We start from the raw sequence: 25,394 nt of genomic DNA, 5'->3' as shown, positions 1-25,394 counted from the left end.
ACTTCGTAATTTTCAACCTTCTACTTATATACACTCTCAACGCTACAATCGAGATAAAACCAATTAAATATATGCCAAACATCCATATAGTCGGAAGATACATATCCATCAAGTATGTAATTTTTTTAATATGTCTGGTAATTAGTAGACCAGCCCCCGCTATAGCTAAACTATAAGCGCTGTTATATCTATTTTTAATAACATATAAGCTATTTAATTCTTCGTAAGTAAGTTCTGTATATTTAATAGGAATTACCCAATTTAACATGGGCAATAAGTAGGAATTCCGATGCTGTTATTGGTCTATCAATAAGTATTTATTATCTTTCTCAACTACTTTGTATCTCGGATTATTATAAATAAGATGTATTCTTGCCATTTGTTGTCTCACTCCAATATCTCAGGTTAATCAAAGATTTTACCGATTGCTTCGTTTGTTTAACTATTTATCTTTTTGAATACATCGCTTTTCAACCTGAAGACTATTGAAAGAGAACATGCATCATAAAATAAGTAACTATAGTAAACTATGCTGAATCGTTGGTCTGTCTTATAGAAATATTATTCTCTCTTTATCTCTTCTTTATTATAAGCTAAAACGAAACTAAAAAATACGACCATGCCCCTCAACATAGTCGTATTTCAAAATTCCAGTAACCCAATATACAATTTTACCTCAACTAGCGAGAAGCGATCTCAACGTCGTCTTCATCAACCGCTTCGTCACCGACTATTCCTATGGGTCGACGTCTACACCCGCTTCCACACAATCTATTCTTCTGAGTCTACCTCTTCTTCGTGAATAGATTTAACGATCTTCGCTGGAATACCTGCCACAATGGCGTTCTCTGGTACGTCGCGTGTTACGACACTGCCGGCACTCACGACAGCACCTGACTCAATTGTCACACCTGGTAGCACTGATGCGTTCGCACCAATCCAGACATTGTCGCCAATCTTAATTGTTTGTGCTTGTTCGAGTCCTGAATTACGGCGTTCGTAAGCTAATGGATGGCTTACTGTGTAGAGGCCTACCCCAGGGCCAAAGAAGACGTTATCGCCAACGATGATACGCCCCGCATCCATAAAGTAGCAATTATGGTTAATAAACACGTTCTTTCCTAAGAAGATGTTATTACCATAATCCACTTGGAATGGTGTTAGTAATTCCAAATTTGTAGGTTGATATGTGAACAATGCTTCGATAATTTCATTTTGAGTTTCTACATCACTCGGTCTTGTGTGATTCAAATCGAAACATAGATCTTTCGCTTTTAAGCGGTTACGTTGTAGCTCCTCGTCGTTTTCTTGATACCATTCGCCTTCAAGCATTTTTTCCCTTTCAGTCATAGTTATCATTCAATCCTTTCTATTCTGCATAGTGGGTAGAAATGATGTCTATTCTTTCTCCCCTTGTCATTTTCTCCATTATAAAATAAAATCATACACCACTCATCAAATTTTTCAACCCTATCTGACTTCTCATGCCAAAGTATGAGTTAAAAACAGTTCTAGAGACGAATGGCAATGCGCGTTAAACTGCGTACAATAGAAATATAAACTATTAAAGGAGTCAGATATATGAAACGTATACTTCAAGGTATTATCGCTGTACTTATAGTCCTCGGAATAGTGAAGACTTTCCATGACTACGATGCAGGCGTCACTATCAATCGCTACTATCAACAATTTAAACAGGGTGATGTCTTGCCTAATATCGAAAATGTCAATTCCAATAATCTAAAGCACTTTGATCTCGAGGATTTAAGGTTGTCTGACTTCTTTTAGTTTTTAAATATAAATCTGTTGCCTGCTCAAATAACTTGATTATCGCTCTCAACATGTAAGAAGTTTATTTGAGCATAACGATAGCGCAGCCGTTCATCAATCGTGAACGCGTCTGCGCTATTTTTAACTTTACTATAACTATTCTACTATAAATCTTATGAAGTGATGTAATCTCCACCGTTAACGTGAATCACATGACCAGTAATATAAGAGCTATCTGCGTTGGAAGCCAAGAATACATAAGATGGTGCGAGCTCAGCTGGTTGACCACGACGTCCCATCGGTGTTTCGCCACCTTGACCTTCGACTTTCTCTTCGTCAAATGTAGCTGGAATCAATGGTGTGTAAATAGGACCTGGTGCCACCGCATTCACGCGAATACCTTTCTCAGATAACACTGTCGCGAGTGAACGTGTGAATGACACGATCGCCCCTTTCGTCGCAGAGTAATCGATGAGGTGACCTGAGCCACGGTATGCCGTTACGCTTGTTGTGTTCACGATGGCGTCACCTTCTGACATATGTGGGACTGCGGCTTGAGAGAGGAACATCATGCCGAAGATATTTGTTTCAAACGTCTTCTTCACTTGTTCTGGCGTGATTTCACTGAAGTCATCTTTAGGGAATTGTACTCCGCCGTTGTTGACTAAAATGTTTAATTTACCGAAATCGCCTACCACTTTATCTACGAGTTGTTGCGATTGTTCAACCTCTCTTAAATCATGGGCATATGCTTTCGCTTTCACTCCGATTTCCTCTAAACGTTTCACAGTTTCTTCTGCGTCTTCATGTTCATCGTAGTAACCAATTGCGACATTGGCGCCTTCTTTCGCAAAGAGGATCGCTACTGAACGGCCAATACCTGAATCTCCACCTGTAATAAGTGCGACTTTACCTTGTAACTTGCCGCCTGCGCGATACGTATCTAATTCAGAGATTGGTCGTGGATCCATGTCTTTCTCAATACCGGGTTGTCTATCTTGTGTGTACCCTTTAATCTTGTCGTGAAATTCCTTTAAATTCATTCCCAAGACCTCCATCAACTTTAAGTTTAACGTTATAAATTTGTACCACTATGCCTGTATTTTAAACATTTTAGTAATGAAATAGGTTGTTGAAAATATTTCCGTAGCGCACGTTATTAAGGAAGTGTAGTCTTATCTATCTTTTCCACCTTTTAAAATCTCAAAGCCTCCCCACAACCCTACATACCAAAGCAATCACATTGACTTTTATACCTATAGGGAGTATATTGAAAGCGAATCAAGAACCAATTGAAGTGACGTAAGGTGGTGAACTTATGGCTGGCAGAACTGAAACGCTCACACTTGGTATCGAAGGTATGAGTTGCGCAGCATGTTCAAATCGTATCGAGAAAAATTTAAACAAGCTTGAAGACGTGGAAGCGAATGTGAATTTGTTTACGGAACAAGCGACGATTTCCTATCCTAAACGCGCATACACGCTCAACGACTTCATTCAAACTATAGAGAAGACAGGTTATCACGTCATTACAGATTCTACTGAACTCGCTGTGTCAGGTATGACCTGTGCGGCTTGTTCGAGTCGTATTGAGAAAGTGCTTAACAAGATGCCTGGCGTGGCTGAAGCGAACGTGAACCTAACGACGGAGAAAGCTCGGGTCGCTTACGTTCCTGCTCAATATGATGTGCGTGATCTCATCGCTCGCATCCAACAATTAGGTTACGATGCCGAACTTGAATCCGATGAACAATCTAATGATAGCGATCGTAAGCAACGTGAACTCCGTCATAAAGCGATTAAACTTGTCATATCAGCTATCATTACACTACCGTTGCTCTTAACGATGTTAACGCATCTCTTTGGCATTCAGTTACCCCATCTGTTGATGAATCCGTATTTCCAACTGGTGCTTGCGAGTCTCGTGCAGTTTGGTATAGGTTGGCAGTTCTATACTGGCGCTTATAAAAGTCTGCGCAGTGGCTCTGCTAATATGGACGTCCTCGTTGCTTTAGGAACGAGCGCGGCCTATTTCTATAGTTTATATGAAACGATCGTTTGGATCGTTCATCCGCAAACGACGCCACACCTCTATTATGAAACGAGTGCGGTATTAATCACGCTCATTTTACTCGGAAAGTACTTAGAGGCACGTGCGAAATCACAAACGACATCAGCATTAACTCAATTGCTCAACTTGCAGGCGAAAGAAGCGCGTCTCATAGATAACGGAGAAGAACGCATGGTCCCAGTCGAACAGTTACAAGTGGGGCAAACGCTCAAAGTTAAACCTGGAGAAAGCGTCCCGGTAGACGGTGTCGTATTGAATGGCGAAACGACGGTGGATGAATCCATGCTCACAGGAGAATCCATGCCTATTCATAAATCCACGGATGACGAGGTCGTCGGTGGCACGATGAATCAGAATGGCACGTTCACGATGCGGACGACGCACGTCGGAAGGGATACTGCCCTCGCTTCTATCGTCAAGACCGTGGAGGTTGCTCAGGGTTCGAAAGCGCCAATCCAACGTCTGGCAGATAAGATTTCTGGTTACTTTGTTCCTATCGTCGTGTCGATTGCTGTTCTCACTTTCTTAGTCTGGATCACGTTGGTTAACTTCGGCGATGTGGAAGCTGCCTTAATCGCTGGCATCTCCGTGCTTGTTATTGCCTGCCCTTGTGCGCTCGGTTTAGCGACGCCGACGTCCATAATGGTAGGTACTGGTAAAGCAGCAGAATCTGGCATTCTTTTTAAAGGTGGAGAGTTTGTCGAACAAGCACATAATATTGATACACTAGTGTTAGATAAAACGGGCACGCTAACGCACGGTAAACCGGAAGTGACGTCTTATACAGGCGATAACGAAACACTTCAACTTATCGCAAGTCTAGAACAACAATCTGAGCATCCGCTTGCGACAGCGATAGTGGATGATGCGAAAGCTTCAGGCGTATCGCTTATGACCTCTACTGAATTCAAAGCACTACCCGGACGCGGTATCCAAGGGCTTGTCGATGACCACTCAATTCACGTGGGCAATCGACAACTTTTAAAAGAACAAGGTATCGATGTGGCGCAATCAGACCTAGCTGACGTTGAAGCATCTGAAAGTCAAGCTCAAACGACGATGCTCATCGCTATAGATGGCACGTATCGAGGCTATATCGCTGTAGCTGACCCGATTAAAAGCTCTGCCCGCTCCGCAATTGAACAGCTCAACACTATGGGTGTCGAAGTCATGATGTTGACGGGCGATAACTCCAAAGTGGCTCAAGCGATTGCTCAAGAAGCAGGTATCGATGATGTGATCGCGGAAGTGAAACCGGAAGACAAAGCACATCAGATTCAAACACTACAATCAGAAGGTAAGAAGGTGGCGATGGTCGGTGATGGTATCAACGACGCCCCTGCTTTAGTTCAAGCAGACATCGGCATTGCGATTGGAACAGGGACTGAGGTGGCGATTGAAGCTGCCGATATTACGATTATGGGTGACAACCTTCACCTCTTGCCTCAAGCAGTACGCGCGAGTCGCTCTACGATTCGCAACATTCGTCAGAACTTATTCTGGGCGCTAGGTTACAATGTGGCAGGCATTCCTATCGCTGCATGCGGCTTACTAGCCCCATGGGTTGCAGGTCTCGCAATGGCGTTAAGCTCAGTTAGTGTGGTAACCAACGCTTTACGTTTAAAACGTATGAAATTATAGTAAGATGTATAGAATAGTAAAAGGAGACGATAAGATGGCTAACCAAACAATTCAAGTTGAAGGTATGAGTTGTGAACATTGTAAAAATGCGGTAGAAACTGCATTGAAAGATTTAGATGGCGTATCTCAAGCCGAAGTGAGTTTAGAACAAGGTCAAGTTAATGTCGATTACGATGATAGTAAAGTTGACTTTGAAGATATGAGAGATGCGATTGAAGATCAAGGTTATGATGTGAACGCTTAATTGAAAGAAAGCTGGCGGAGAGATTGCTTCTTCTGCCAGCTTTTTCTATTGAATTTAATTCACTCTAAACGGTGTGTCTCCTGTTTGAATCACTTGAAGGGTAGCATCGAGTGCATCGACAATGAGATTCTTCACTGCGGCATCAGTATAGAATGCAATGTGTGGTGACACGAGGACGTCTGGACGTTCAATTAAATGTACGAGTGTGTCATCTTGCAGTTCCGTACCACGTTGATCACTCGGGAATAACCCTTTTTCACCCTCATAAGTGTCGAGAGCTGCGCCTGCGATATGTCCATTATCTAAATGTGCCAACAATGCTTGTGTCTCAACGACTGATCCACGTGCACAGTTAATGAAATAAGCGCCCTCTTTAAATGCTTTAAACACCTCATCATTAAATAAGTAGTGATTGGCGGCGCTGCCAGGCACATGCACTGTAACAATATCTGCATCTTGCACCGCTTCTTCAAGCGACGATTGATATTCGACGATCTCAGAAAGCGCGTTATCTGGCTCTAAATCATAACCTACAACACGCGCATTAAAGCCTTTCGCAAAGATTTCTGCCACTTGACTGCCAATGCGTCCTGCTCCGATAATCGCTACAGTTAAATCTTGAATTGAACGCGACATGATAGACGGTTCCCAACGAAAGTCATAATTCGCCGTCTTCGTTTGGATTGCCGATGTCTTGCGTACCAAGTTCAGCGCTTGCATTACCGTATATTCAGCGATAGAGCGCGGCGAATACGAAGGTACATTCGTGATGATGATGTCGTATTTGCGAGCTAAGTCTAAATCTAAGAAATCGTAACCTGCGCTACGTTGAGCCAATTGCTTAATGCCAAACTCATGTAATTTTTGAAAAACTGTTTCACTTAATGGAATTTGTTGAGAAATCGACACGCCATCAAAGCCTTGCACCGTATCTACATTATCATCGTTTAAAATCTCAGCAGTCTCTTCTATTTCTACATTATGCTTCGTCTTCCATTCATCAATAAAAGGTCGATCTTCAGGTCTTACTCCAAATAATTTAATTGTTGTCATGAATCATTCTCCTATCTTTCATTATTGTGTGTAAAGTAGTGCTAACGAACTAAGGCGCTCCATTGCTTCATCTAACTGGGCATCTTCGAGCGCAAGCGATACGCGTATATAATGACGTCCATTCTCACCGAAAGGTATACCAGGCGCTACAAGTATCGATTGTTCTTGTAGTAAATATTGTACAAACGTTTCCCCATCGTAACCTTGTGGCGTTGGCAGCCAGATAAAGATGCCACCTTTCATGGGTTCGAAAGGTATGCCATTTTCTCGTAGTTTCTGCTCAACAGCATCTCTCCGACGCTTAAACTTAGCGTTCTGCTCGACTAAGAAATCATCGCAATGATTAAGAGCATATGTGGCCGCATCTTGTAAAGCACCAAACATACCTGCATGCGTGTGCGTTTGATATTTCTTCAACGCTGCAATCATAGTTTTATTTCCTACAGCGAAGCCTACACGAAAGCCTGACATATTAAATCCTTTTGATAGCGAGAAGATTTCGATTGCGACATCTTTAGCGTCTTCTACTTGGAGAATACTAGGGTTCGGCGCATCGAAACCAAAGGCACTATAGGCAAAGTCATGTACGATACGCGTTGGGGTATTTTTAAAAAGCTGAACAGCTTCCTCAAACGTTTCAAGTGTCGCCACCGAACCTGTAGGATTGTTAGGATAAGTTAAATAAACGAGCTTCGTATTGGACATAATATCTGAAGGCACACGCGTCCAATCTGGTAAGTAATACGGTGGATCAAGTTGAAGGGGTACAGGAATCGCATCTGCTAGTAGCACGCCAGCCAGGTAATCTGTGTAGCCTGGATCCGGTAATAACACGTTCTCCCCTGGATTCACGATACTCGTAGCTAAGCCGACAAGCCCATTCTTCGTGCCATATAAGATACAAACTTCCTCTTCAGGATCTAAGTCAACGTCATAATGCCGTTTGTAGAATTGAACGATGGCCTGTTTAAAGGTCGCTTTGCCGTGAAAGACGCCATACTTTTGATTCTCAGGTTGATATAACGCCTCGGCAAATGTATCTAGAATGCCAGGTGGCGTCTCACCGTCAGGCACACCTACCGCCATATTAATCAACGGTAGCGGACCATGTTTCACTTCCTGCCCCATCGTCTTTCCAAAGTAACTATCGGGTACTCGTGCTAATCGTCGTGAATATTCCATCTATCAGCCTCCTCACTGTTGTTGTAGGTAGTCAAATAGCTACGGTGATAAATTTCAGAATATTAGGTAATATTTTACCAGACTTTGAGCTATTCGAATAGTAGCAATATTACCTTTTTCAGTAAAATGTGTGATGATATCTCTAGCGTACGGTTAAGGAGTTGTGCAGGAACTCTACTCGCACTCGCTAAAAAAGCTTGTCCCATAGATATCCATCATAAAATTAAAAACGCCTCTTACCCGTATTCTCACAAAATAAAAAAGCCGCCTCATGAGAGACGGCTTGAATGTTCTCGACTTAGTACCAACCGTGAGTGCTACGGAAATTGATTGCGTTATCGATTGAACCGTAACGTTGGTTAACGTAGTTTAAGAAACCTTTCGTTTGTTGAGCTACTGAACCTTTACCCCAAGCTTCTTTAGTTTGTCCTAAACCGCTGTAACCGTATGGGTTAACGATGTTTGGATTACCACCTGATTCAGGCATGATAATTGAGTTCCATGCTGCTTCAGTACCACCGTTAGCTAAGAATTGCGCTTTCACTGAACCACCTGAAGTAGATGCAGATGATGTTGAAGTTTGCGCAGTTGAGTAACCATGGTAAGAAGATGTTGAACCAGAGTTAGTGCTGTAATTTGAAGTTTGTGGTGCAGAAACAGCTTGAACGTGAGTATTGCTTGATTGTTGTGTATAAGCACCAGTGTTCATACTTGATTCTGTATAAGATTGTGTTGAGTAATTAGCTGTTGGTGCAGAGTAGAATGAAGTTTGTGCTGAACCTTGACCAGCTACTTCATAACTCCATGACCAAGTTGAACCATTTGAAGTGAAGTTAAAGTCATAACCTTCGTATGTGAAATGGTAGTCATAAGCACCTTCTTGAATTGGTGCAGCGTTTAATTGTTCAGGGTGATTTAAAGCTAAGTCAGCTAAGTGTGCTTTATCAATATTTAATTCAGAAGCGTGTGCTTCGTTATGTCCGTCTACTAATGAGTAACCTGCTACTCCTAATGCTACTGTTAAAGATGATGCTAAGATTGTCTTCTTCATAATAAAAAAAGGCCTCCAAGTATTTAATCTTTTATATTCTAAATTATTATATCCGTTGTGCTAGTTTGTATTTGGTAAGTCTTGTTTTGACCATACTCAATATACCACAGTAATGAGGCAGTTTTATTACGGTACCTTAACAAAAGGTTACAATAGCGTTTTTAAACTGTAACATAAGAATCTTTTTGCGTCACAATGTAATAAAGTTAAAATAGACCGCCTTTCAACCAGACTAGATTTTATAAGGTCTCAACACTGTCATCACAGTTTTCAATGGAACAAGATTATTGTTACAAGACATCGTTCTGTTACAAAACTGTAATATCCCAATTACTTAAAATAATTATCTTCTATCTACCCCGCTTGAAATGTAAGGAAATCGAACGAAATATGCGTTACGTAAAAAAGCACTACGTCGACTTTCCTTGAAAATCAACGAAGTGCTATGGGTTAGTCTCCACCTCAACGCTTACAATTCGAACTTATAAATATCATTCGTATAGAGCTTCAATACTTTTACATAGAAGAGGTTGATCAACCAACCAAAGAAGAACGGAATAACAAAGAACGCGATGAAGACTAGGATGCCTGACACGATTGGTGAATGTTCTAAGAATCGGAAGGCGTTAATTGGACCAATCAAACCGATAATACCGAAACCGGCTGACTCTTTCGTTCCTCCTGTACCGATGAGTGCGCCACCTAAACCAGTGATGATCGCATTCGTGAATACGGGTAGTAGCATAATTGGGTGCTTAATCATGTTAGGTAACATCATTTTTACACCCCCAAGGAAGATCGTGAGTGGTACACCTGCACGGTTCACTTTCATCGTACCCCATACGAGCACCGCTTCAGCCGCAACTACGCCCATCGACGCTGAACCTGCAGCGAGACCGTTAATCCCGATAGCCAGTGAAATCGCAACTGTCGATAATGGCGAAATGATGATGAAACTGTATGACAGTGCGATTAAGATTGACATGAGAATCGGCTGTAATTCTGTAAAATGATTAATCATCTGACCAATACTTGTCGTAATATAGCGTACATACGGTAGTGTGAGTAATCCTAAGAAACCTGCGCCGCCACCAGCGATAATCGGTAGGAAAATAAGACCTAAACTACCGACACGCTCACCAATGATTAAGATGATCAGTACCGCAATCCCTGCAGTAATAATCGCATTTATCAAATCGCCTACTCCGGCTAGAACCCATACTTGCCCTTTCAATTGTGCAACGCCACTACCTACAAATGTCGCACTCGCCACTACAACTGTTGCCAGTGGATTGAGTTTAAATTTGATTGCGATGGCTGTACCGATTAAAGCCGGAATCGTAAATTGGATGCTTTGAACGATGTGTAACAAATTTAAGAAGAAAGGATATTTCGGTGCTAACGCCTTAAAGATTTCTCCTAATATCGCATTAGGGATTAACCCTGCTAAGATTGCGATGGCTACCCCCGAAAGTAAATTATTTCCGAATGTTTTGATGCTCATATTTTTCATAGATGTCTCCTCCATAAATTAAATAATATTAACTATACCACATGTTCACAATTTTCAGAATATTAATTTCGAAACTTTTCCTAATTTCTTTAAAAAAATACGTCGCTCCTTACCATCGCCCCATCTCTACGATATTAAAATAGATAGTTTATTTATACGTTGCACACTTACATGTTTTAACATTTCTATACAGTGGAAAATATATTAAGCATATAAGAATAAAGTTATTCACTCTTTCTTCGCTACATACAACGAGAATTCAACGCATGGATTACTATAACGTTAGACGATTGAATCTTCTACATTCATCATTTTAACCTATATCTTCAAATCACTAATAATAAGGAGAGAATCACTTTGAACTGGATATCGATTATACTCTTTATCATCGTCGTCGGTGGTGTCTCTGTTTACGCTTATGTGCGTTCGAAACGCGTGAACACGGACAATACTGACGGTTTCTTTATGGGCGGCAGAAGTCTCACTGGTTTCACTGTCGCATCAACCATTATTATGACCAATCTTTCTACGGAACAGATTGTCGGTCAGAACGGTCAGAGTTACTCAGTTGGTATGGAAGTTATGGCGTGGGAAGTGACGGCTGCAGTTGCGGTTGTCTTACTCGCTTGGGTCTTCCTCCCTAAATATTTACGCTACGGCGTAACGACGATTTCTGAGTTTCTGGAGATGCGTTACGATAGCTTTACGAAAAAGCTCGTTTCCATACTCTTTATCATCACCTACGTGCTATCATTCTTACCGGTTGTCTTGTACTCCGGTTCGTTAGTGTTTAATAAAATGTTCCACGTGAGTGACTACCTCGGCGTCAGCAATAATACCGCAGTTATCATTATTTCATCTGTCATCGGTATTATCGGCATTATTTATCTCTTCGTCGGCGGTTTGTCACTCAGTGCATTCAGTGACACTTTATATGGTATTGCGCTCATCATCGGTGGTCTGGCCATTACCATCCTCGGTCTAGGTCATCTCGGAAACGGCAACTTCTTACACGGCTTCGACCACATCGTGCAACATACCCCAGAGAAATTGAACGGTTGGGGAGCTGTTGATTCTAGTGTCGTACCTTGGCCAACCCTCTTCTTCGGTATGTTCTTTAATAACTTGTTCTTCTGGTGCGGGAACCAAATGATTGTTCAGAAAGCACTTGCGGCGAAGAACCTGAAAGAATCCCAGAAAGGTGCGATTTACTTAAGTTTATTCAAAGTTTTTGGTCCTATTTTCACCGTGATACCGGGTGTCATCGCATTTAACATGTTCGGCAGTCATATCAGTACGTCAGACAATGCCTTTCCGAAACTGTTGAGCACGGTGCTACCTGATTGGGCTTACGGTCTCTTTGGTGCGATTATCTTTGGTGCCATCTTGAGTTCGTTCGTCGGCTCACTCAACAGTACGTCAACGCTCTTTACACTCGACTTTTACAAACCGCTTGTAGGTCGTAAGGCTTCAGATAAGCATGTGGCTATCGTCGGGCATGTTGCAACCGTATTGATTGGTGCTATCGTGGTAATTATCGCGCCGTTGATCTCACTCTTCCCAAGTGGCCTGTATGCAGTTGTGCAACAGTTTAACGGTATTTACAGTATGCCGTTGTTGGTATTGATACTAGTCGGTTTCTTTGCTAAAAGGACTTCGAAACTCGGGGCTAAAGTGGCTTTAATCACACATATCGTGTTATACGGTGCTTTAACTTATTTCTTACCGCACGTTCATTATTTATACTTCTTTAGTGTGCTCTTCTTTGTTGATCTAATTATTGTGTTGATCTTCAATAAAGTGAAACCGTCTGATGAGTTAGATTTGAAATCCAATTATGCCAAAGTCGATATGACGCCTTGGAAACACCGTTATATCGCAGGTGCTATCGTACTCTTGCTCGTAGTGTTAAGCTACGTCATCTTCTCACCAGTCGGATTAGCTAAGTAGGGGGAGCAGGACAGAAATCTATTTGATTTCGTTGTCCTGTCCCCGCGAGGCTGACTAGAGTTCAAAAAAGGTATAACCCTTTTTGAATTCAGACAGCTACCGCGTAATTGATTTGTTGAATAGATACTTTTATCTTCCGAAAGTATGTTCATTATATATGTGTATGCTTATTGGACAGAAATCTATTGATTTCGTTGTCCTGCCCCCGCGAGGCTGACTAAAGTTCAAAAAAGGTGTAACCCTTTTTGAATTCAGACAGCTACCGCGTAATTGATTTGTTGAATAGATACTTTTATTTTCCGAAAGTATGTTCATTATATATGTGTATGCTTATTGAACAGAAATCTGTGATTTCGTAGTGGTTTCTTCGCTAGGCTGAGTAGAGTTTAAAAAGCTGTAACTCTTTTTGAATTCAGATAGCTACACATCTCCTAACCCTTACCCATAAATACAAATTGACCCGCAGATGCATGATACAATACATCTGCGGGTCTTTATTAAGTCATTATACTTTAAGATTGAGGTGCTCAATTCAAATGATTGTACTTATTGTCACGATTCCTTTTGCTATCGTTACTTATGCTTTTCATTACATGTTACAATAACATCTTGTTGATGAACGCAATAAATGGATGGGCTATCGGACGCCACGTTCGATGAAAAGCCTACTTCATTGGAAATACGCACAACAATACTTTGTACAAGTCAGCAAACAACTGACGATGTTGTTCTCTATTATCGGTGTCATCTGGTTAATCATCGATTTTATTATTCACTTCAACGAGTGGTCGTTATACATACAATTTGGCGTAGTTACCATTTATATCATTCTGATCTTTATCATGACAGAAGCACGCCTCAAACAATTAGACTAATATTCTTTTTAAACTACAAGTCATACAAACTTTCTTCACCGTCGGGCAACTGGTCAACGAAAGCAGCGGGATCCTCGGCATAACGATTACCGACACCACCTCTCATACGTTGGAAGTGAAGATGAGGCCCCGTAGTCATTTTACCTGTGTTACCAGAATAAGCTACAATATCTCCCGCCTTGACGTGATCGCCTACTTCAACATTGTAGTCGTGAAGATGCATATACCACTGATGATGCTGGCCGTCCGCTTCAGCTATCTGCAATACTTTGCCACCGAGCTTATCTGTAAAAATACGCGTGACTTCGCCATCTGTCGCAGCTTTAACAGGCGTCTTCTTCGGCAATGCGTAATCGATGCCATAGTGCTTCCCTTTCAATCGATCATTGCGATACTCGCCAAAGGTTTCTGTCTCTCTACTTTGACGCTCATATTTGAGATGAAAGGCAGTCTGTAAATCTTGCGTCTGCTTTAACTTAAGTACAAGTTCGACGACGAGAAAAATAGCGGCGCCACCTAGTAGAAGAAATCCTATCCACTTGAATAAATGTCTCAAAATATTTCACAACCTCTTTCAATCACCATTGTTGACGCGCAATCCAGCGATCAAGCGTTAATCTATCTGGATTGATGTCTGTCATCAAATCGAAATCTACTTTGTATCCTTTCTCTTCTAACCAAGCACGTTCAGCCGTGCCACTCGTGAATGTACCACGAATTGACGTCGGAACCCCTGTCACCGTTTCAAACGTATCCACTATTTGATTAAGTGTTAACTCATCAGAAGCAATTTCTAGACTTTGACCATTATATTGTTGCGGATGTTCAAACACATGCAGCGCAATTTGTGCAATATCACGTGTCGAGATCATCGCAAATGGAATATCTGGCGTAATAAACTCAGGAATATATAAATGGTTCTCCTCTTTCTGCACAATACGTAAGAAATTGTCCATGAAGAAGGACGGTTTCACTAAAGTGTAATGTAAACCACTATCTGCAAGCTCGTTCTCAAGTTGCGCCAAGATTTCAAAGTGAGAACCCGTACGATCACGGTTCACCCCACCAGCCGTACTGTAAACAATATGTTCAATTCCCTGAACTAATGCGCTGTGCATAATATTGCGCCCTTGTTGTAATTCGGCTTGTACGTCATCACGATTGATCGGCTGCACGCTATATACACCGTCCACCCCATTCATTGCATGTCGCAAATCATCTTCACTATTTAAATCTCCTTCAAAGATTTCTAGACGCTCGGAGTCGAGTGCTTTCAACCGCTCGTTCTCTTTATTTCTCGTAAAAGCACGCACGCTATATTCTTTCTCAAGTAACGCTTGAACCACCGCATAGCCTTGCTTACCTGTTGCACCTATTACTAATATCTTCTTCATCGCTTTCTCCAGTCCTTTCATCGCCTTAAACTAAATTTCACCTTTGTTGAATCTCCGCGTTTTTAAATTGATAATTTATCTTAAATCTATGCCAGCGTCACGTCAATTGATTCAACTGTCGCTTCGTCGTATCACACCGACTTTCGTCCTATTCCATCACTTTTCCATGCGAATTATTTTGAAAATGTGTATAACAAGATTTATATTATAAAAGTTGAATGTAAAAGTGCCATAGTTCATCGTAAGATTTATTTATCACATTCAGGGTAAAATATGTAAAACAAAACAATATTTCTGAAAACAGAATAGCTTCATATTACAAAGGAGGCAATATAATGAAAACAGTATTGATTACTGGCGGGAATAAAGGACTCGGCTATGAAACAGCGAGACAGCTCATCGACAAAGGTTACCAAGTCATCATCGGTTCTCGTAATTTAGAACGAGGTCGCCAAGCCGCACAAGAACTTGGCGCAGATGTCGTAGAATTGGATGTTACTTCGGATGATTCAGTCACACAAGCTGCTAAACATATTCAATCTCAATATGGACACATCGATATTTTAATCAACAACGCAGGTATTTCAGGCACCTTCGATAAACCTGAGGCACTTACAGCTGATGATCTCTATCCTGTGTATAACACGAATGTCTTCGGTATCGTACGCATGATGCATAACTTCGTGCCGTTGCTCGAATCCTCTTCACAACCTGTCGTCGTGAACGTCAGCAGCGGTTTAGGCTCATTTGGTATGGTCAACAATCCAGAAACTGCGGAATCTCAAGTGAATTCTCTCGCTTATTGTTCATCGAAATCTGCCGTGACAATGTTGACGGTCCAATATGCGAAGAGTCTGACTAACATGCAAATCAATGCGGCTGACCCAGGTTCAACGAATACAGATTTAGTCGGCGATTTCAGCAATAATTCGAAACCGGCTTCTGAAGGTGTGATACCTATCGTGAAACTCGCTACTATTGATGCGGATGGTCCCACAGGTACGTTTATCGATGCGAACGGCACGATGCCTTGGTAACTGAATTGCCCTTTTATTAAAGATTCTGTGACATTGAGTAAAAGTGTCGTTGGGATTCGAAGATAAACAGTTTAAATGCATTACGCTGAATTTATACCAAGCGCTTTTAACCACACCTACCACACAACTTTCAGTAAAAGGCAAGCCACTTGAAGATGACTTTGAGAGATGCAACTGACGTTAATCAATGGGAGGATAACTTATGAAATCAATTACGTTTGAAGAACACTATGTTGTAGACGAAATCCAACAAGAAACGTTTAACAATGTGGAAGTTGACGACAATGGCGTACCACTTAAAGCGATGTTACAAGCACTATCTGAGGAGACGGGATTTGATAACGATGATGTGCTTGAAAGTGATGAGAATCATGACAAACGCTTACGCTTCATGGACGCACAAGATGTACAATACCAGGTCCTATCCTATGGTAATACACCACCGTCACTCGTTACTGGTGAGAAGTCAATTGAACTCTGCCGTAGAGCGAACGACAAACTTTATGATTATATTCAACAATATCCAGATCGTTTCTTAGGATTTGCGACGTTGCCTATCAATGAACCTGAAGTTGCAGCTGAAGAACTCAAACGTTGTATCAAGGAACTCAACTTTAAAGGGGCACTCATCGCAGGTCGCACGAACAATCAATTTCTAGAAACATCCGACTTTGAAATCGTCTTTGCGACAGCAGCAGATCTTGATGTCCCTATCTACGTACATCCTGCAGTCTTACCTGCGAAGAACTATCAAGACTATTATGCGAGTGATGCCTATGATGATGTCGTCGCTTCTACCTTTGCATCATTTGGTTTCGGTTGGCATATGGATGTTGGTATTCAAGCGGTTCGACTCGTGTTAAGCGGTCTGTTTGATCGTCATCCTAATCTTAAACTTATCATTGGTCACTGGGGTGAATTTGTCCCATTTTTCTTAGACCGCATGGATCAAGCACTCGTCGCTCGTGATTTGAAGAAACCCGTGAGCCAATACTTTAAAGATCATTTCTATATCACACCAAGTGGTATGTTGACGCAGCCCCAATTCGACATGGTACGTCATTACTTTGGCGACAATCATATTCTTTACTCAGCCGACTATCCTTACATTCAACCTGAAACGTTAGGTACATTTTTAGAAGAACTCGACGTCGATCAAGAGACGAAAGAGAAGATTGCTTATGGCAATGCAGAACGACTTTTATACCTTAAATAAATAGCTAAAAGAGGGATACAAATGGAAACAATTCAATTAACAGACGCGAACGTACGCTATCACAAGATCGGTAAAGGAGCAGTGCTCATCCTCATTCCAGGAGCGAATGGGACAGGTGACATCTTCATGCCTTTAGCCAAACAATTCGCAGACCACTTCACAGTCATTGCGGTGGACCGCCGTGGATTTGGTCAGAGCAAACTCACAGCACCTCTTCCAGAAGAGGCTGCTAATCCACATAGCCAATATCGTGTGAAAAGAGATGCGCAAGATATTGCTGAAATTGCGCAACGTGAAAGCACTGAACCGGTTTACGTGCTCGGTTCTAGTTCAGGTTCGATCGTAGCGATGCATGTCTTGAAAGAACACCCTAATGTTGTGAAACACATTGCTTTCCACGAACCACCGATTAATACATTTTTACCTGACCGAGATTATTGGCAACAGAAAAATAACGAGATCGTGGATACTGCATTAAATGACAGCATGGCGAAAGCGATGGAAATCTTTGGCAAAGCATTGAATGTCGCAGAAATCGATCGTCAAGCGATGGCAAAACCAGCTCAAAATAACGATGAAGCCGAACAAAATCAACGCGTGCAAGAAATGTTAAATTGGTTCAAATATGAAATTCGCCAATACACGACATCTGATATTCAGCTCAGTGACTTCAAACCTTATCTTGACCGTATCACTCTACTCAATGGCGAAGCGTCGAAAGGTTCGTTCCCACAAGACGTCAACAACTATATTGCTAAACAAACGGGTCTCGACATCGTTGAAATTCCTGGTGGCCATCTAGGCTACGTTCAAGATTCCGAAGGCTTTGCGAAAGTACTTCTTGAAACGTGGGCGAAGTAAATGCAGACTCAACGTTTCCTTCAACCTAACCCACCGCTAAGCATGGAAGACATCGTCGCTCGAGAAAATATTAAAGAGTTGATTACGTATGAACGTTTCTGTCGTGATAACAGTTTATGGTATGGCATGCGCACCTGTTTCACTTCTGATTCTGAAGTCACTATTTCATGGTTCAAAGGAACTGGTGACGAATTTGTCGACCATTCTCAAGCGATGCAACGTTATGCGCCCCATCAAATTTACAACATTCAAGTGTGGCAGAATGGTGCACGTGCAATTGCTGTGATGCAAGCAACGATTCAATCTCGGCTCGATATTGAAAGTGAGACATACGAGCTGCAGTCAGACGCAAAGATTACTTATCGTGTTGTGAAGCAAGATGAGACGTGGCGCATTCAACATTTAGATTGCGTTTATGAGCAAGATCGTTTGATGTCGGTCCTTCCTACATCATCATCCTTTGATCGTCGTGCACTCGCGCCCTATCGCGAGAGTTATGCTTGCTTGTCGTATTGTCTCAATTATCTCGGTTACGACGTCAATCATCAGTTGATTGGTATCGATCAGCCGGAAGCGTTAGAAGACTTTTACATGCGACTCGACGCGTGGCTCATGCATGATAGCGAGTAGTTTGTAGGCATTTTAACTTAAGATACATTAGGTCCATGAGTTAAAATTTATTCCAAAATAAATCTTTGTACCTCCAAGTCTGAAAAGAATCTTGTCTAATACGTTTAGAATAAGATTCAACGGGCATGCAAAGAATGTAGGCAACAGTATTCCTGTTAATCATCTTAAGGAGGTATGTCAAATGGCTGATAACAATATGAGTTATGAAGAAGCTGGCAAAAAAGGTGGCGAACAAACTGCTGAGAACCACAGCAAAGAGTTCTATCAAGACATTGGCGAAAAAGGTGGCGACCATGCGAATGGTAAAGCGACTAAAGCCGAAGCCGGTCAAAAAGGCGGTATGCACGCTAGCGGTAAGATGACGAACGAAGAAGCAGGTCAAAAAGGCGGCGAGCAAACTGCTGAGAACCACGACAAAGAATTCTATCAAGATATTGGTGAAAAAGGCGGCGACAACGCGAACCAATAAATAACATCATATGACCGTTCCTCTGCTCGGAGGAGACCCAAACCCAACTTCTAATATATTCGCACTCCCTTTAGAAGTCCCAACTCCTACCCGAATACGAGGAACGCTTTCATAAGACAACAACTTTAGATGATTAATCCATTCATACTAACCTAACCCTAAACGATATTCTATAACCTACCAATAGTCAAAGTCTCAGCCCGAACTCTCCCCAATCCTAGGAGTCGCGTTGAGGCTTTCTTATTTCTATATATCATAAAAAGCGAGGAACCTCTCGCCCAGCAATAGGACTTACGCTCCTCGCTCTTACAAATAAGACTAGACATCGATTGAAAGTCAAACTATGTAATCTGCCGACTCCTCAATCTAGCCCCTTGCTTCAACTCAAGTTGAAAACTTATTGCATGTTATTTTTAACAAAGTTCAACATATCACCAGTTAAAGGTACAGAGCCATTCGCATCTTTGCCTGCACCACCGTAGTGAATACCGATGAGTTGACGTTTCTTGTTGAACACACCAGAACCTGAGTTGCCTCCAACAGTACTGGCATCGTACTCTAAATGACTACCATCATTCTTCGTAATCTTACCAATGCTTTCCCACATTGTACTTAGCGGTTTGTCACCAGGATAACCTGTGATGGTCATGCGTTCACCCACTTTAGATTGTTGCGCATCTGCCATATTTGCAGGGCGTACGACATCACCGATACTTTGTCCTTTATCGTTCTTGTCAAAATGCACGACAGCTAAGTCTTGGTCTCCAGGATAGCGAACAATATTGTTAGATTTAAACTGACCTTTAGGGAAATTGTTCTGACCATTCGCTGCTGGCATCGCTGTAAGACTATCGTTCTTTACAACGTGTTTGTTCGTTAACATTGTGTTCTCACCTACAACAACACCTGAGGCAATACCGCCGTCACCCATATCAACGAAACATAACGATTGATAGTGACCATGTGTCGTTCCTGGAATACGATGTCTATTATTGTTAGGTAATATTATTTCATTTTGGAAATGACCTTCAGGAATTTGCGCGTTACGTGGTTGTTCGTTATTCGCAGCAGGTTGTTCTTGTTTAGGTTCTTGTGTAGCTGCAGTTGCTGCTTTTTGTTGTTGTTGTTGTTTATCTTGTTGTGCTTGAGGCGCTTGTTGTTGTGCCTTGTCTTGTTGTTGAGGTTGTTGTGTTTGATTATTTTGTGGTGCTTGTTTCTGCTGCGGTTGTTGTTTGTTATTAACTTGAGATGCTTGATCTTGCGTAGCTGTGTGGTCAGTGTGTATTGCTTTGTGATCTTGTTGTGGTACATCTTGTGAAGTTTGAGGTTGTTTAGATTGTGTTGCAGTTGCTTGATCTTGTTGTGCAGATTTTTGTTCTTCAGTTGTCGCTACATCTTGTGATTGTGCTTTATCTGCATCTGCATGAGAGGAGGTATCTTGTGCAGAATCTTCCTCTGTAGCTTGTTGATACTCTCCAACTTGAGATGACTTCGTTTCAGGAGTGGCTTGCTGTGACTTCTCGCTTTGATCTACTTGTGCTGTGGCTGTTTGATGTGTCGCCACGTCTTGTTGATTGTCTTGCTGTTGAATTTCTTCAGCTGAAGCGTGACCTGCGCCTATTCCAAGGCCGCATGCTAGAGTTACAATTAACGAAATGACATACTTTTTGAGATTCATCTAATTTCTCCTTTTCTAACTCTATCTATAATTTAAACTGAAAGGAAGAAATATACAAGTTTTGTTAGATTTTTAAATATACTTATTAATACTTTTATATAAAAGATAGGCAGTGTCTATATAGTGGGTCATACAATATATTCGTTATACATATCTTGTTATCACATCACCCTTTTCCCAACACTAAAAAAGCGTCCACCAACTCAACTGGGCACCGTTAAGTATCAGCCCCCTTGTAAGTCAGTGAACGCTGTTAGTCATGTTAACCATTTAAAATGGTCTGCATAGAGCAGTCGACACTATGTGCGTACATACCGCCAAATTTCAATAAATGAACCATTAAGATATACAATTTGTAAAACTCAATGCGGAAGTCTGCACCTTCACTTAATGGATAATGTTTATCGTAGGCTTCGTAGAACTCAGGGCTAAATGCACCGAAAGCTTTCGTCACACCGAGATCAAACTCTCGATCACCGTAAAATGGTGACGGATCAAATAATGCTGGCGAGCCATCTTTCAAGTACATATGGTTACCGCCCCACATATCACCGTGTAAGAGCGATGGTTTACTACGATGTTGCTCAAGCGCTTGAACCATAACGTCACGCACTTCTTGATACGTTTCACGATCCGCTTCAGTCCAATTTCCTTGCTCGATCAATCCTTCACATAACACATCCATACGCTGATTGATAAAGAGCTCACTCCACGTGTCACACCAGTCGTTGTCGAAAGAATGATCTCCGCCTTCATGTGGCATTTCGAAACCAAAGCGACCCTCTGGCTGCTGATTGCTATGCATCTTAGCCACTAATTTCGCTAGATTACGTTGATCACCGCGACCACCTTCCTCGAGATACGTGATCAAGAGATAAGCGTCACCCTCTATTTCACCACTTCCAACGACTTGCGGTGCAGTAATACCCGCTTCTTCAAACTTCTCTAACCCAGCAATTTCTGCCGCGTAGAAATCTTCTGAGCGATTAGGTTGTACGAGCAGGAAGTACGTATCATCGGCAGTTTCCACTTTATAAGCCTGATTGACATCCCCACCACTCACTGGCTGAATACGTTGAATATGATTTACCGGAAGTTGTTCTTGCCATACTTGTTTCATATCGACGCCTCCTCGATCGTTATCTTATACATTCCTTTATACCTTTTTACGTGGGGATTTAATCTTTATCATTGATCTGAGCTTAGCCAATACGAACCGCATATGTTATAGGTAAAATGCGATTTCAACTCTTCTAGATTTTTTAACCTACCTTACATGAGAAAACGATTTGTGTCAGAACAACAACTTTCACTTATAATACCTATGAAAGCGACACATAACATGCTAATCTTAAAGAGATACATATGGTAAATATGCGAAACAGTACATCAACGACACCAAATGGCTCTCTGAAACTTTAACCAAGCTGTTCGCGAAAATTTCATTAAAATGGAGCGTTGAATATGTATAAGTTAATTAAACCTATTCTTTTTAAAATGGATCCTGAACAAGCGCACGGTCGAATGATGCGCGCACTGAAAATCGTTCAAAAACACCCAACTTCACTCTCTATGATTGACCGTATCTTCCATTATAAAAATGACATGCTCGCTCAAGACGTTGCTGGCATTCATTTTACTAATCCGGTAGGTCTGGCGGCTGGCTTCGACAAATCATGTGAAGTTCCTAAAGCGCTTCAATATAGTGGCTTCGGCGCCCTTGAACTCGGCGGTATTACACCTAAACCGCAACCTGGTAACCCGAAACCGCGTATGTACCGTCTCCCTGAAGACCGTGCCCTCATTAACCGCATGGGCTTTAATAATATCGGTATGAACAAAGCGCTCAGCAATCTTCGTCGCCATAGCTATGAGCTGCCGATTGGTATCAATGTTGGCGTGAATAAAATGACGGCCTACGAAGAACGTTACCAAGACTATATCAAAGTACTCGATACGTTTAAAAATGACGCGACGTTCTTTACGATTAACATCAGCTCACCTAACACAGCGAACTTGCAGAACTTCCACGACAAAGATGAGTTCTCGATGCTAACGAAGGCAATCAAAGACTATCGTGAGAACCACGAGTTGTCGCAACCGATCTTCTTGAAACTGACTTCAGATTTAGAACTCGAAGGTTTCAAACACATTCTCGACCCTATCGTCGACACGTTCGATGGCGTAGTGCTAGCAAACACGACACAACAGCGTGACGGCTTGCAGTCTGACAATCGTAGCGAAGGCGGTGGCTTAAGCGGTCGTCCCCTCTTCGAACGTAACCGCGACCTCGTACGTTGGGCTTACCAACAAACGAAAGGTACGTTCCCAATTATCGCGACAGGCGGTATCTTTAGTGCAGAAGATGCGATTGAGATGATGCGTAACGGTGCGTCACTCGTGCAGATATACAGTTCGCTCGTTTACGAAGGTCCAGGTCTCACTGCTAAAATCAATAAAGACATCGTTAAATACCTGAAACAACACGGCTACCATAACGTTTCTGACCTCATTGGCATAGATGCGTAAGGTAATGCACATGCTCACATTCACTTAGTTGGATGTGAGCGTTTTGTTTAATGAAGAATTGGGATGGCGTTTTTTTAATGGGAAAATATTTATGAATGATGTGCACTTTGATGGTGGCTAACTGAATTCGAGAAAGCATTCTAATTTCCTAATTCTTCGTGGAAGCATTACGAAGCGTCGTCACCCCAATACGCAGTATTACAATTATTTAGAACCACTATAATCCATACCACACAGAACAGAAGAGGGATTTGTTGTGTCATTAGATTGTAGAAATGATTAGAAAGAAATTTATCTTCAGCTGGTATTATTGCAACACAAGTAAAAGGTGGGAGTAGGCGAGACTCTTGAGGGATTAAAGGGCGCGGCGAAAATCCATTATTTCGAGCTAACTCAGCGAGAAATAATTAGTTGAGCGTTCGCGGTAGTTGACTGAGTTAGAGAAGGCACTTTGCTTTCTCTAACTCTAGTCATCCTCGCGGGGGAAGCACTACGAAATCATAGATTTCTGTGCTTCTCCCCCCCTAAGAACGCTAAGCCAATTGCCCAATACGAAGTATTGCAAATTAATCGCAGACATACAAATACATTTTACCCAGACCCTTAATCCCTATAAGACAAAACATACGTATGAGCTACTAATCAATTATTTAATTATTAAAATTTAGGGTATATATATAGTGAAAGGGGTAATCGTCTATGTATAACAATATCTTACTCGCATATGACTTTGATAACTCATTCAATAATGTGCCGAAAGAATTAGAAAACCTTACTGCGCACAACGATGAAGCGCGCGTAACTATCTTTAACGTCATACCGGAGTCAGACTTACAAGCTTCAGTGCGTTATGAAAATAAACACTTCGAATCACTTGCTGAAGAAAAAGGTGAAGAACTCACACCTTTCGTTCAAAAATTAGAAGATTTAGGATTAAAAGTTCGTGTACGTTTCAGTACAGGAAATATTAAAAACTGTCTTCTTACAGAAATTGAACAAGAGAACTATGATATCGTAGTGATGAGTAATAAACGTGCGAAACCTGATATTAAAAATGTCTTAGGTAACGTTACTCATAAAATCGCAAATAGTGCGAACATTCCAGTTCTCATCGTTAAATAAGATGGCATGAAAAAAGCTTTCGCTCCCTTGATTCGAGGCTGAGCGAAAGCTTTTTTTATGTGTTATTTCTGTTGTTCTAAATAATCCTCAATTACTTGAAAGACACCAGAATCATCATTGGATGGAGCGCGATGTTGAGCTGCCTGTGCTACATTGTCACTACACTCTGCCATCGCATAACTGTGTGGTGTCATCTTCAACATTTCCAAATCATTGTCCGCATCTCCGAAAGTCATGAGTTCATCTGCTTGAATGCCCCACTTTTCAAGTAACTCCTCTAAAGCATGACCTTTATTCACTTCAGTTAAGATCAAATCGATACTATCATTCCCACTCGTAACTGCGCGCACCTCATCGTAGTCGTCTTCGATAATTTCAACGATTTTATCTACCATTGAAGCATCTTTGACACGTAACGCGATTTTGACAATCTTCGTATCTTCGACGTCTTGTAAGTCGCTCACACGTTCTTTGTAGTAGTAGTATTGATCGACGTAATCATAGAAATCATCCGCTCGGTCGTCGAGTATGTAGGCGCAGTTGAATGCGCTGAGTACGACGTCTTTGATGCCGAAGTCTTCTGTGATCATTTCGAGTAGTGATGTCACAGTATTTTCCGGGAAATAATGTGCGGTCATGATTTCTCCGTTGTCGACTGTGATGGCTCCGTTCTCAGCGACGTAGGAGATGTCTTCTTTCTTGTTTGGGAAGAATGACTGGAGTTGGGCGAGTTGGTTGCCGCTTGCGACGATGAATTTGATGTTGTGGTCTGTGAGTTGTTGGTAGATGCGGTCGAAGTAGTCTTCGTCCATGGTGTTGTCTGATTTGAATAGTGTGCCGTCTTTGTCTGTGGCGATTGCTTTGATCATTCTTGTCACCTTTCTTTTTTCTGTGTGATGAGTAGTATTCTATACCCGTTTTGTGTTTGGATAAAATGTATTGCTTTGTGATCTGAGGGATATAGTGTTTTGTACTAATTTGTATTTGATGGAATGTAATATTATATACTAATTTGCAATACTGCGTATTGGGGGTGGCGACGCTTTCCGCAGGCATGGCTTGAGCCTGTAGTCTCAAGACGCATGCTATTCCTGCAGGAGTCGCGCCA

The 25,394-nt window shown here is 41.7% G+C and carries 23 protein-coding genes and 1 pseudogene; 12 read left to right on the top strand and 12 right to left on the bottom strand.

All coding sequences use genetic code 11. From position 1 onward, the window contains the following. Both CD126_RS12505 and CD126_RS09640 read right to left on the bottom strand, forming a co-directional pair. A partial coding sequence (locus CD126_RS12505) for a DUF443 family protein (protein WP_142381362.1) occupies positions 1-274 on the bottom strand: 274 nt, incomplete at its 3' end. Between the two features lie 497 nt (positions 275-771). After that, the gene (locus CD126_RS09640) at positions 772-1,350 is read right to left on the bottom strand and encodes a sugar O-acetyltransferase (RefSeq protein ID WP_049407902.1); all 579 of its coding nucleotides are present in this window, start codon (positions 1,348-1,350) and stop codon (positions 772-774) included. Between the two features lie 231 nt (positions 1,351-1,581). On the opposite strand from CD126_RS09640, the gene CD126_RS09635 reads away from it, so the two are divergent. Then, the gene (locus CD126_RS09635; RefSeq protein WP_049407900.1) at positions 1,582-1,788 is read left to right on the top strand and encodes a hypothetical protein; all 207 of its coding nucleotides are present in this window, start codon (positions 1,582-1,584) and stop codon (positions 1,786-1,788) included. Between the two features lie 155 nt (positions 1,789-1,943). Here CD126_RS09635 and CD126_RS09630 read toward each other — a convergent pair whose 3' ends face one another. Further along, positions 1,944-2,813, bottom strand: coding sequence for an SDR family oxidoreductase (locus CD126_RS09630; protein WP_103370397.1), 870 nt, complete (start codon positions 2,811-2,813; stop codon positions 1,944-1,946). 275 nt (positions 2,814-3,088) lie between these two features. On the opposite strand from CD126_RS09630, the gene CD126_RS09625 reads away from it, so the two are divergent. Beyond that, positions 3,089-5,482, top strand: a complete 2,394-nt coding sequence (locus CD126_RS09625; RefSeq protein WP_049406145.1) for a heavy metal translocating P-type ATPase — start codon at positions 3,089-3,091, stop codon at positions 5,480-5,482. Between the two features lie 34 nt (positions 5,483-5,516). Next, complete coding sequence (copZ, locus tag CD126_RS09620; RefSeq protein WP_002471424.1) at positions 5,517-5,726, top strand: copper chaperone CopZ; 210 nt, start codon at positions 5,517-5,519, stop codon at positions 5,724-5,726. Between the two features lie 54 nt (positions 5,727-5,780). Here the strand turns inward: copZ and CD126_RS09615 are convergent, their stop codons facing one another. The 4 genes from CD126_RS09615 to CD126_RS09600 form a co-directional block, all read right to left on the bottom strand. Beyond that, positions 5,781-6,779, bottom strand: a complete 999-nt coding sequence (locus CD126_RS09615) for a D-lactate dehydrogenase (protein WP_049406142.1) — start codon at positions 6,777-6,779, stop codon at positions 5,781-5,783. A 21-nt stretch (positions 6,780-6,800) separates the two neighbouring features. Then, positions 6,801-7,961, bottom strand: a complete 1,161-nt coding sequence (locus CD126_RS09610) for an aminotransferase class I/II-fold pyridoxal phosphate-dependent enzyme (RefSeq protein ID WP_103370396.1) — start codon at positions 7,959-7,961, stop codon at positions 6,801-6,803. Positions 7,962-8,259: 298 nt separating this feature from the next. Then, the gene (locus CD126_RS09605; protein WP_049406139.1) at positions 8,260-9,012 is read right to left on the bottom strand and encodes an aggregation-promoting factor C-terminal-like domain-containing protein; all 753 of its coding nucleotides are present in this window, start codon (positions 9,010-9,012) and stop codon (positions 8,260-8,262) included. A 469-nt stretch (positions 9,013-9,481) separates the two neighbouring features. Further along, on the bottom strand, positions 9,482-10,525 hold the full coding sequence (locus CD126_RS09600; RefSeq protein ID WP_049406137.1) for a PTS sugar transporter subunit IIC: 1,044 nt from the start codon (positions 10,523-10,525) through the stop codon (positions 9,482-9,484). A 357-nt stretch (positions 10,526-10,882) separates the two neighbouring features. Between CD126_RS09600 and CD126_RS09595 the strand changes: the two genes are divergently transcribed. Beyond that, on the top strand, positions 10,883-12,475 hold the full coding sequence (locus CD126_RS09595; protein ID WP_049406135.1) for a solute:sodium symporter family transporter: 1,593 nt from the start codon (positions 10,883-10,885) through the stop codon (positions 12,473-12,475). A gap of 629 nt (positions 12,476-13,104) precedes the next feature. After that, a pseudogene (locus tag CD126_RS09590) lies at positions 13,105-13,350 on the top strand (SdpI family protein); the annotation flags it as partial. 13 nt (positions 13,351-13,363) lie between these two features. Here the strand turns inward: CD126_RS09590 and CD126_RS09585 are convergent. Then, complete coding sequence (locus CD126_RS09585; RefSeq protein WP_082143018.1) at positions 13,364-13,906, bottom strand: M23 family metallopeptidase; 543 nt, start codon at positions 13,904-13,906, stop codon at positions 13,364-13,366. Positions 13,907-13,928: 22 nt separating this feature from the next. After that, positions 13,929-14,744 (bottom strand): NmrA/HSCARG family protein, encoded by an 816-nt coding sequence (locus CD126_RS09580; protein ID WP_103370398.1) that lies wholly within the window; start codon positions 14,742-14,744, stop codon positions 13,929-13,931. A 332-nt stretch (positions 14,745-15,076) separates the two neighbouring features. On the opposite strand from CD126_RS09580, the gene CD126_RS09575 reads away from it, so the two are divergent. The 5 genes from CD126_RS09575 (at position 15,077) to CD126_RS09555 (ending at position 18,957) form a co-directional block, all read left to right on the top strand. Further along, positions 15,077-15,781 (top strand): SDR family NAD(P)-dependent oxidoreductase, encoded by a 705-nt coding sequence (locus tag CD126_RS09575; protein WP_049405538.1) that lies wholly within the window; start codon positions 15,077-15,079, stop codon positions 15,779-15,781. A 202-nt stretch (positions 15,782-15,983) separates the two neighbouring features. Next, positions 15,984-16,997: an amidohydrolase family protein gene (locus tag CD126_RS09570; protein WP_103370395.1), complete on the top strand. Its 1,014-nt coding sequence runs from the start codon at positions 15,984-15,986 to the stop codon at positions 16,995-16,997. Positions 16,998-17,018: 21 nt separating this feature from the next. Continuing rightward, positions 17,019-17,858, top strand: a complete 840-nt coding sequence (locus CD126_RS09565) for an alpha/beta fold hydrolase (protein WP_103370394.1) — start codon at positions 17,019-17,021, stop codon at positions 17,856-17,858. Further along, positions 17,859-18,488, top strand: coding sequence for a nuclear transport factor 2 family protein (locus CD126_RS09560; protein WP_103370393.1), 630 nt, complete (start codon positions 17,859-17,861; stop codon positions 18,486-18,488). A gap of 181 nt (positions 18,489-18,669) precedes the next feature. Further along, on the top strand, positions 18,670-18,957 hold the full coding sequence (locus CD126_RS09555; protein WP_049405543.1) for a hypothetical protein: 288 nt from the start codon (positions 18,670-18,672) through the stop codon (positions 18,955-18,957). Between the two features lie 397 nt (positions 18,958-19,354). On the opposite strand, the gene CD126_RS09550 is transcribed toward CD126_RS09555, so the two are convergent. Next, positions 19,355-20,635 (bottom strand): trypsin-like serine peptidase, encoded by a 1,281-nt coding sequence (locus tag CD126_RS09550; RefSeq protein ID WP_103370392.1) that lies wholly within the window; start codon positions 20,633-20,635, stop codon positions 19,355-19,357. Between the two features lie 262 nt (positions 20,636-20,897). Beyond that, on the bottom strand, positions 20,898-21,755 hold the full coding sequence (locus tag CD126_RS09545) for a fructosamine kinase family protein (protein WP_049405544.1): 858 nt from the start codon (positions 21,753-21,755) through the stop codon (positions 20,898-20,900). A 344-nt stretch (positions 21,756-22,099) separates the two neighbouring features. On the opposite strand from CD126_RS09545, the gene CD126_RS09540 reads away from it, so the two are divergent. Further along, positions 22,100-23,164: a quinone-dependent dihydroorotate dehydrogenase gene (locus CD126_RS09540; RefSeq protein WP_103370391.1), complete on the top strand. Its 1,065-nt coding sequence runs from the start codon at positions 22,100-22,102 to the stop codon at positions 23,162-23,164. Between the two features lie 699 nt (positions 23,165-23,863). Further along, a complete protein-coding gene (locus CD126_RS09535) occupies positions 23,864-24,286 on the top strand; it encodes a universal stress protein (RefSeq protein ID WP_002471426.1) in 423 nt (140 codons plus the stop codon). Between the two features lie 62 nt (positions 24,287-24,348). On the opposite strand, the gene CD126_RS09530 is transcribed toward CD126_RS09535, so the two are convergent. Then, entirely contained in the window at positions 24,349-25,155 is an 807-nt protein-coding gene (locus CD126_RS09530; RefSeq protein ID WP_049407241.1) for a Cof-type HAD-IIB family hydrolase, read from the bottom strand. Between the last annotated feature and the right edge of the window lie 239 nt (positions 25,156-25,394).

It is taken from the genome of Staphylococcus pettenkoferi (assembly GCF_002902685.1).
Classification (GTDB): domain Bacteria; phylum Bacillota; class Bacilli; order Staphylococcales; family Staphylococcaceae; genus Staphylococcus; species Staphylococcus pettenkoferi.
The sequence above is the reverse complement of the archived record's forward strand: the minus strand, read 5'-3'. Positions and strand labels throughout refer to the sequence as shown.

What these genes read in the sequence shown, in the direction of transcription:
- CD126_RS09550 (WP_103370392.1), bottom strand. Translation starts at nt 20,635, where the DNA reads ATGAATCTCAAAAAGTATGTCATTTCGTTAATTGTAACTCTAGCATGC.
- CD126_RS09640 (WP_049407902.1), bottom strand. Translation starts at nt 1,350, where the DNA reads ATGACTGAAAGGGAAAAAATGCTTGAAGGCGAATGGTATCAAGAAAAC.
- CD126_RS09565 (WP_103370394.1), top strand. Translation starts at nt 17,019, where the DNA reads ATGGAAACAATTCAATTAACAGACGCGAACGTACGCTATCACAAGATC.
- CD126_RS09530 (WP_049407241.1), bottom strand. Translation starts at nt 25,155, where the DNA reads ATGATCAAAGCAATCGCCACAGACAAAGACGGCACACTATTCAAATCA.
- CD126_RS09600 (WP_049406137.1), bottom strand. Translation starts at nt 10,525, where the DNA reads ATGAAAAATATGAGCATCAAAACATTCGGAAATAATTTACTTTCGGGG.
- CD126_RS09615 (WP_049406142.1), bottom strand. Translation starts at nt 6,779, where the DNA reads ATGACAACAATTAAATTATTTGGAGTAAGACCTGAAGATCGACCTTTT.
- CD126_RS09555 (WP_049405543.1), top strand. Translation starts at nt 18,670, where the DNA reads ATGGCTGATAACAATATGAGTTATGAAGAAGCTGGCAAAAAAGGTGGC.
- CD126_RS09540 (WP_103370391.1), top strand. Translation starts at nt 22,100, where the DNA reads ATGTATAAGTTAATTAAACCTATTCTTTTTAAAATGGATCCTGAACAA.
- CD126_RS09635 (WP_049407900.1), top strand. Translation starts at nt 1,582, where the DNA reads ATGAAACGTATACTTCAAGGTATTATCGCTGTACTTATAGTCCTCGGA.
- CD126_RS09560 (WP_103370393.1), top strand. Translation starts at nt 17,859, where the DNA reads ATGCAGACTCAACGTTTCCTTCAACCTAACCCACCGCTAAGCATGGAA.
- CD126_RS09625 (WP_049406145.1), top strand. Translation starts at nt 3,089, where the DNA reads ATGGCTGGCAGAACTGAAACGCTCACACTTGGTATCGAAGGTATGAGT.
- CD126_RS09535 (WP_002471426.1), top strand. Translation starts at nt 23,864, where the DNA reads ATGTATAACAATATCTTACTCGCATATGACTTTGATAACTCATTCAAT.
- CD126_RS09630 (WP_103370397.1), bottom strand. Translation starts at nt 2,813, where the DNA reads ATGAATTTAAAGGAATTTCACGACAAGATTAAAGGGTACACACAAGAT.
- copZ (WP_002471424.1), top strand. Translation starts at nt 5,517, where the DNA reads ATGGCTAACCAAACAATTCAAGTTGAAGGTATGAGTTGTGAACATTGT.
- CD126_RS09570 (WP_103370395.1), top strand. Translation starts at nt 15,984, where the DNA reads ATGAAATCAATTACGTTTGAAGAACACTATGTTGTAGACGAAATCCAA.
- CD126_RS09580 (WP_103370398.1), bottom strand. Translation starts at nt 14,744, where the DNA reads ATGAAGAAGATATTAGTAATAGGTGCAACAGGTAAGCAAGGCTATGCG.
- CD126_RS09610 (WP_103370396.1), bottom strand. Translation starts at nt 7,961, where the DNA reads ATGGAATATTCACGACGATTAGCACGAGTACCCGATAGTTACTTTGGA.
- CD126_RS09545 (WP_049405544.1), bottom strand. Translation starts at nt 21,755, where the DNA reads ATGAAACAAGTATGGCAAGAACAACTTCCGGTAAATCATATTCAACGT.
- CD126_RS09605 (WP_049406139.1), bottom strand. Translation starts at nt 9,012, where the DNA reads ATGAAGAAGACAATCTTAGCATCATCTTTAACAGTAGCATTAGGAGTA.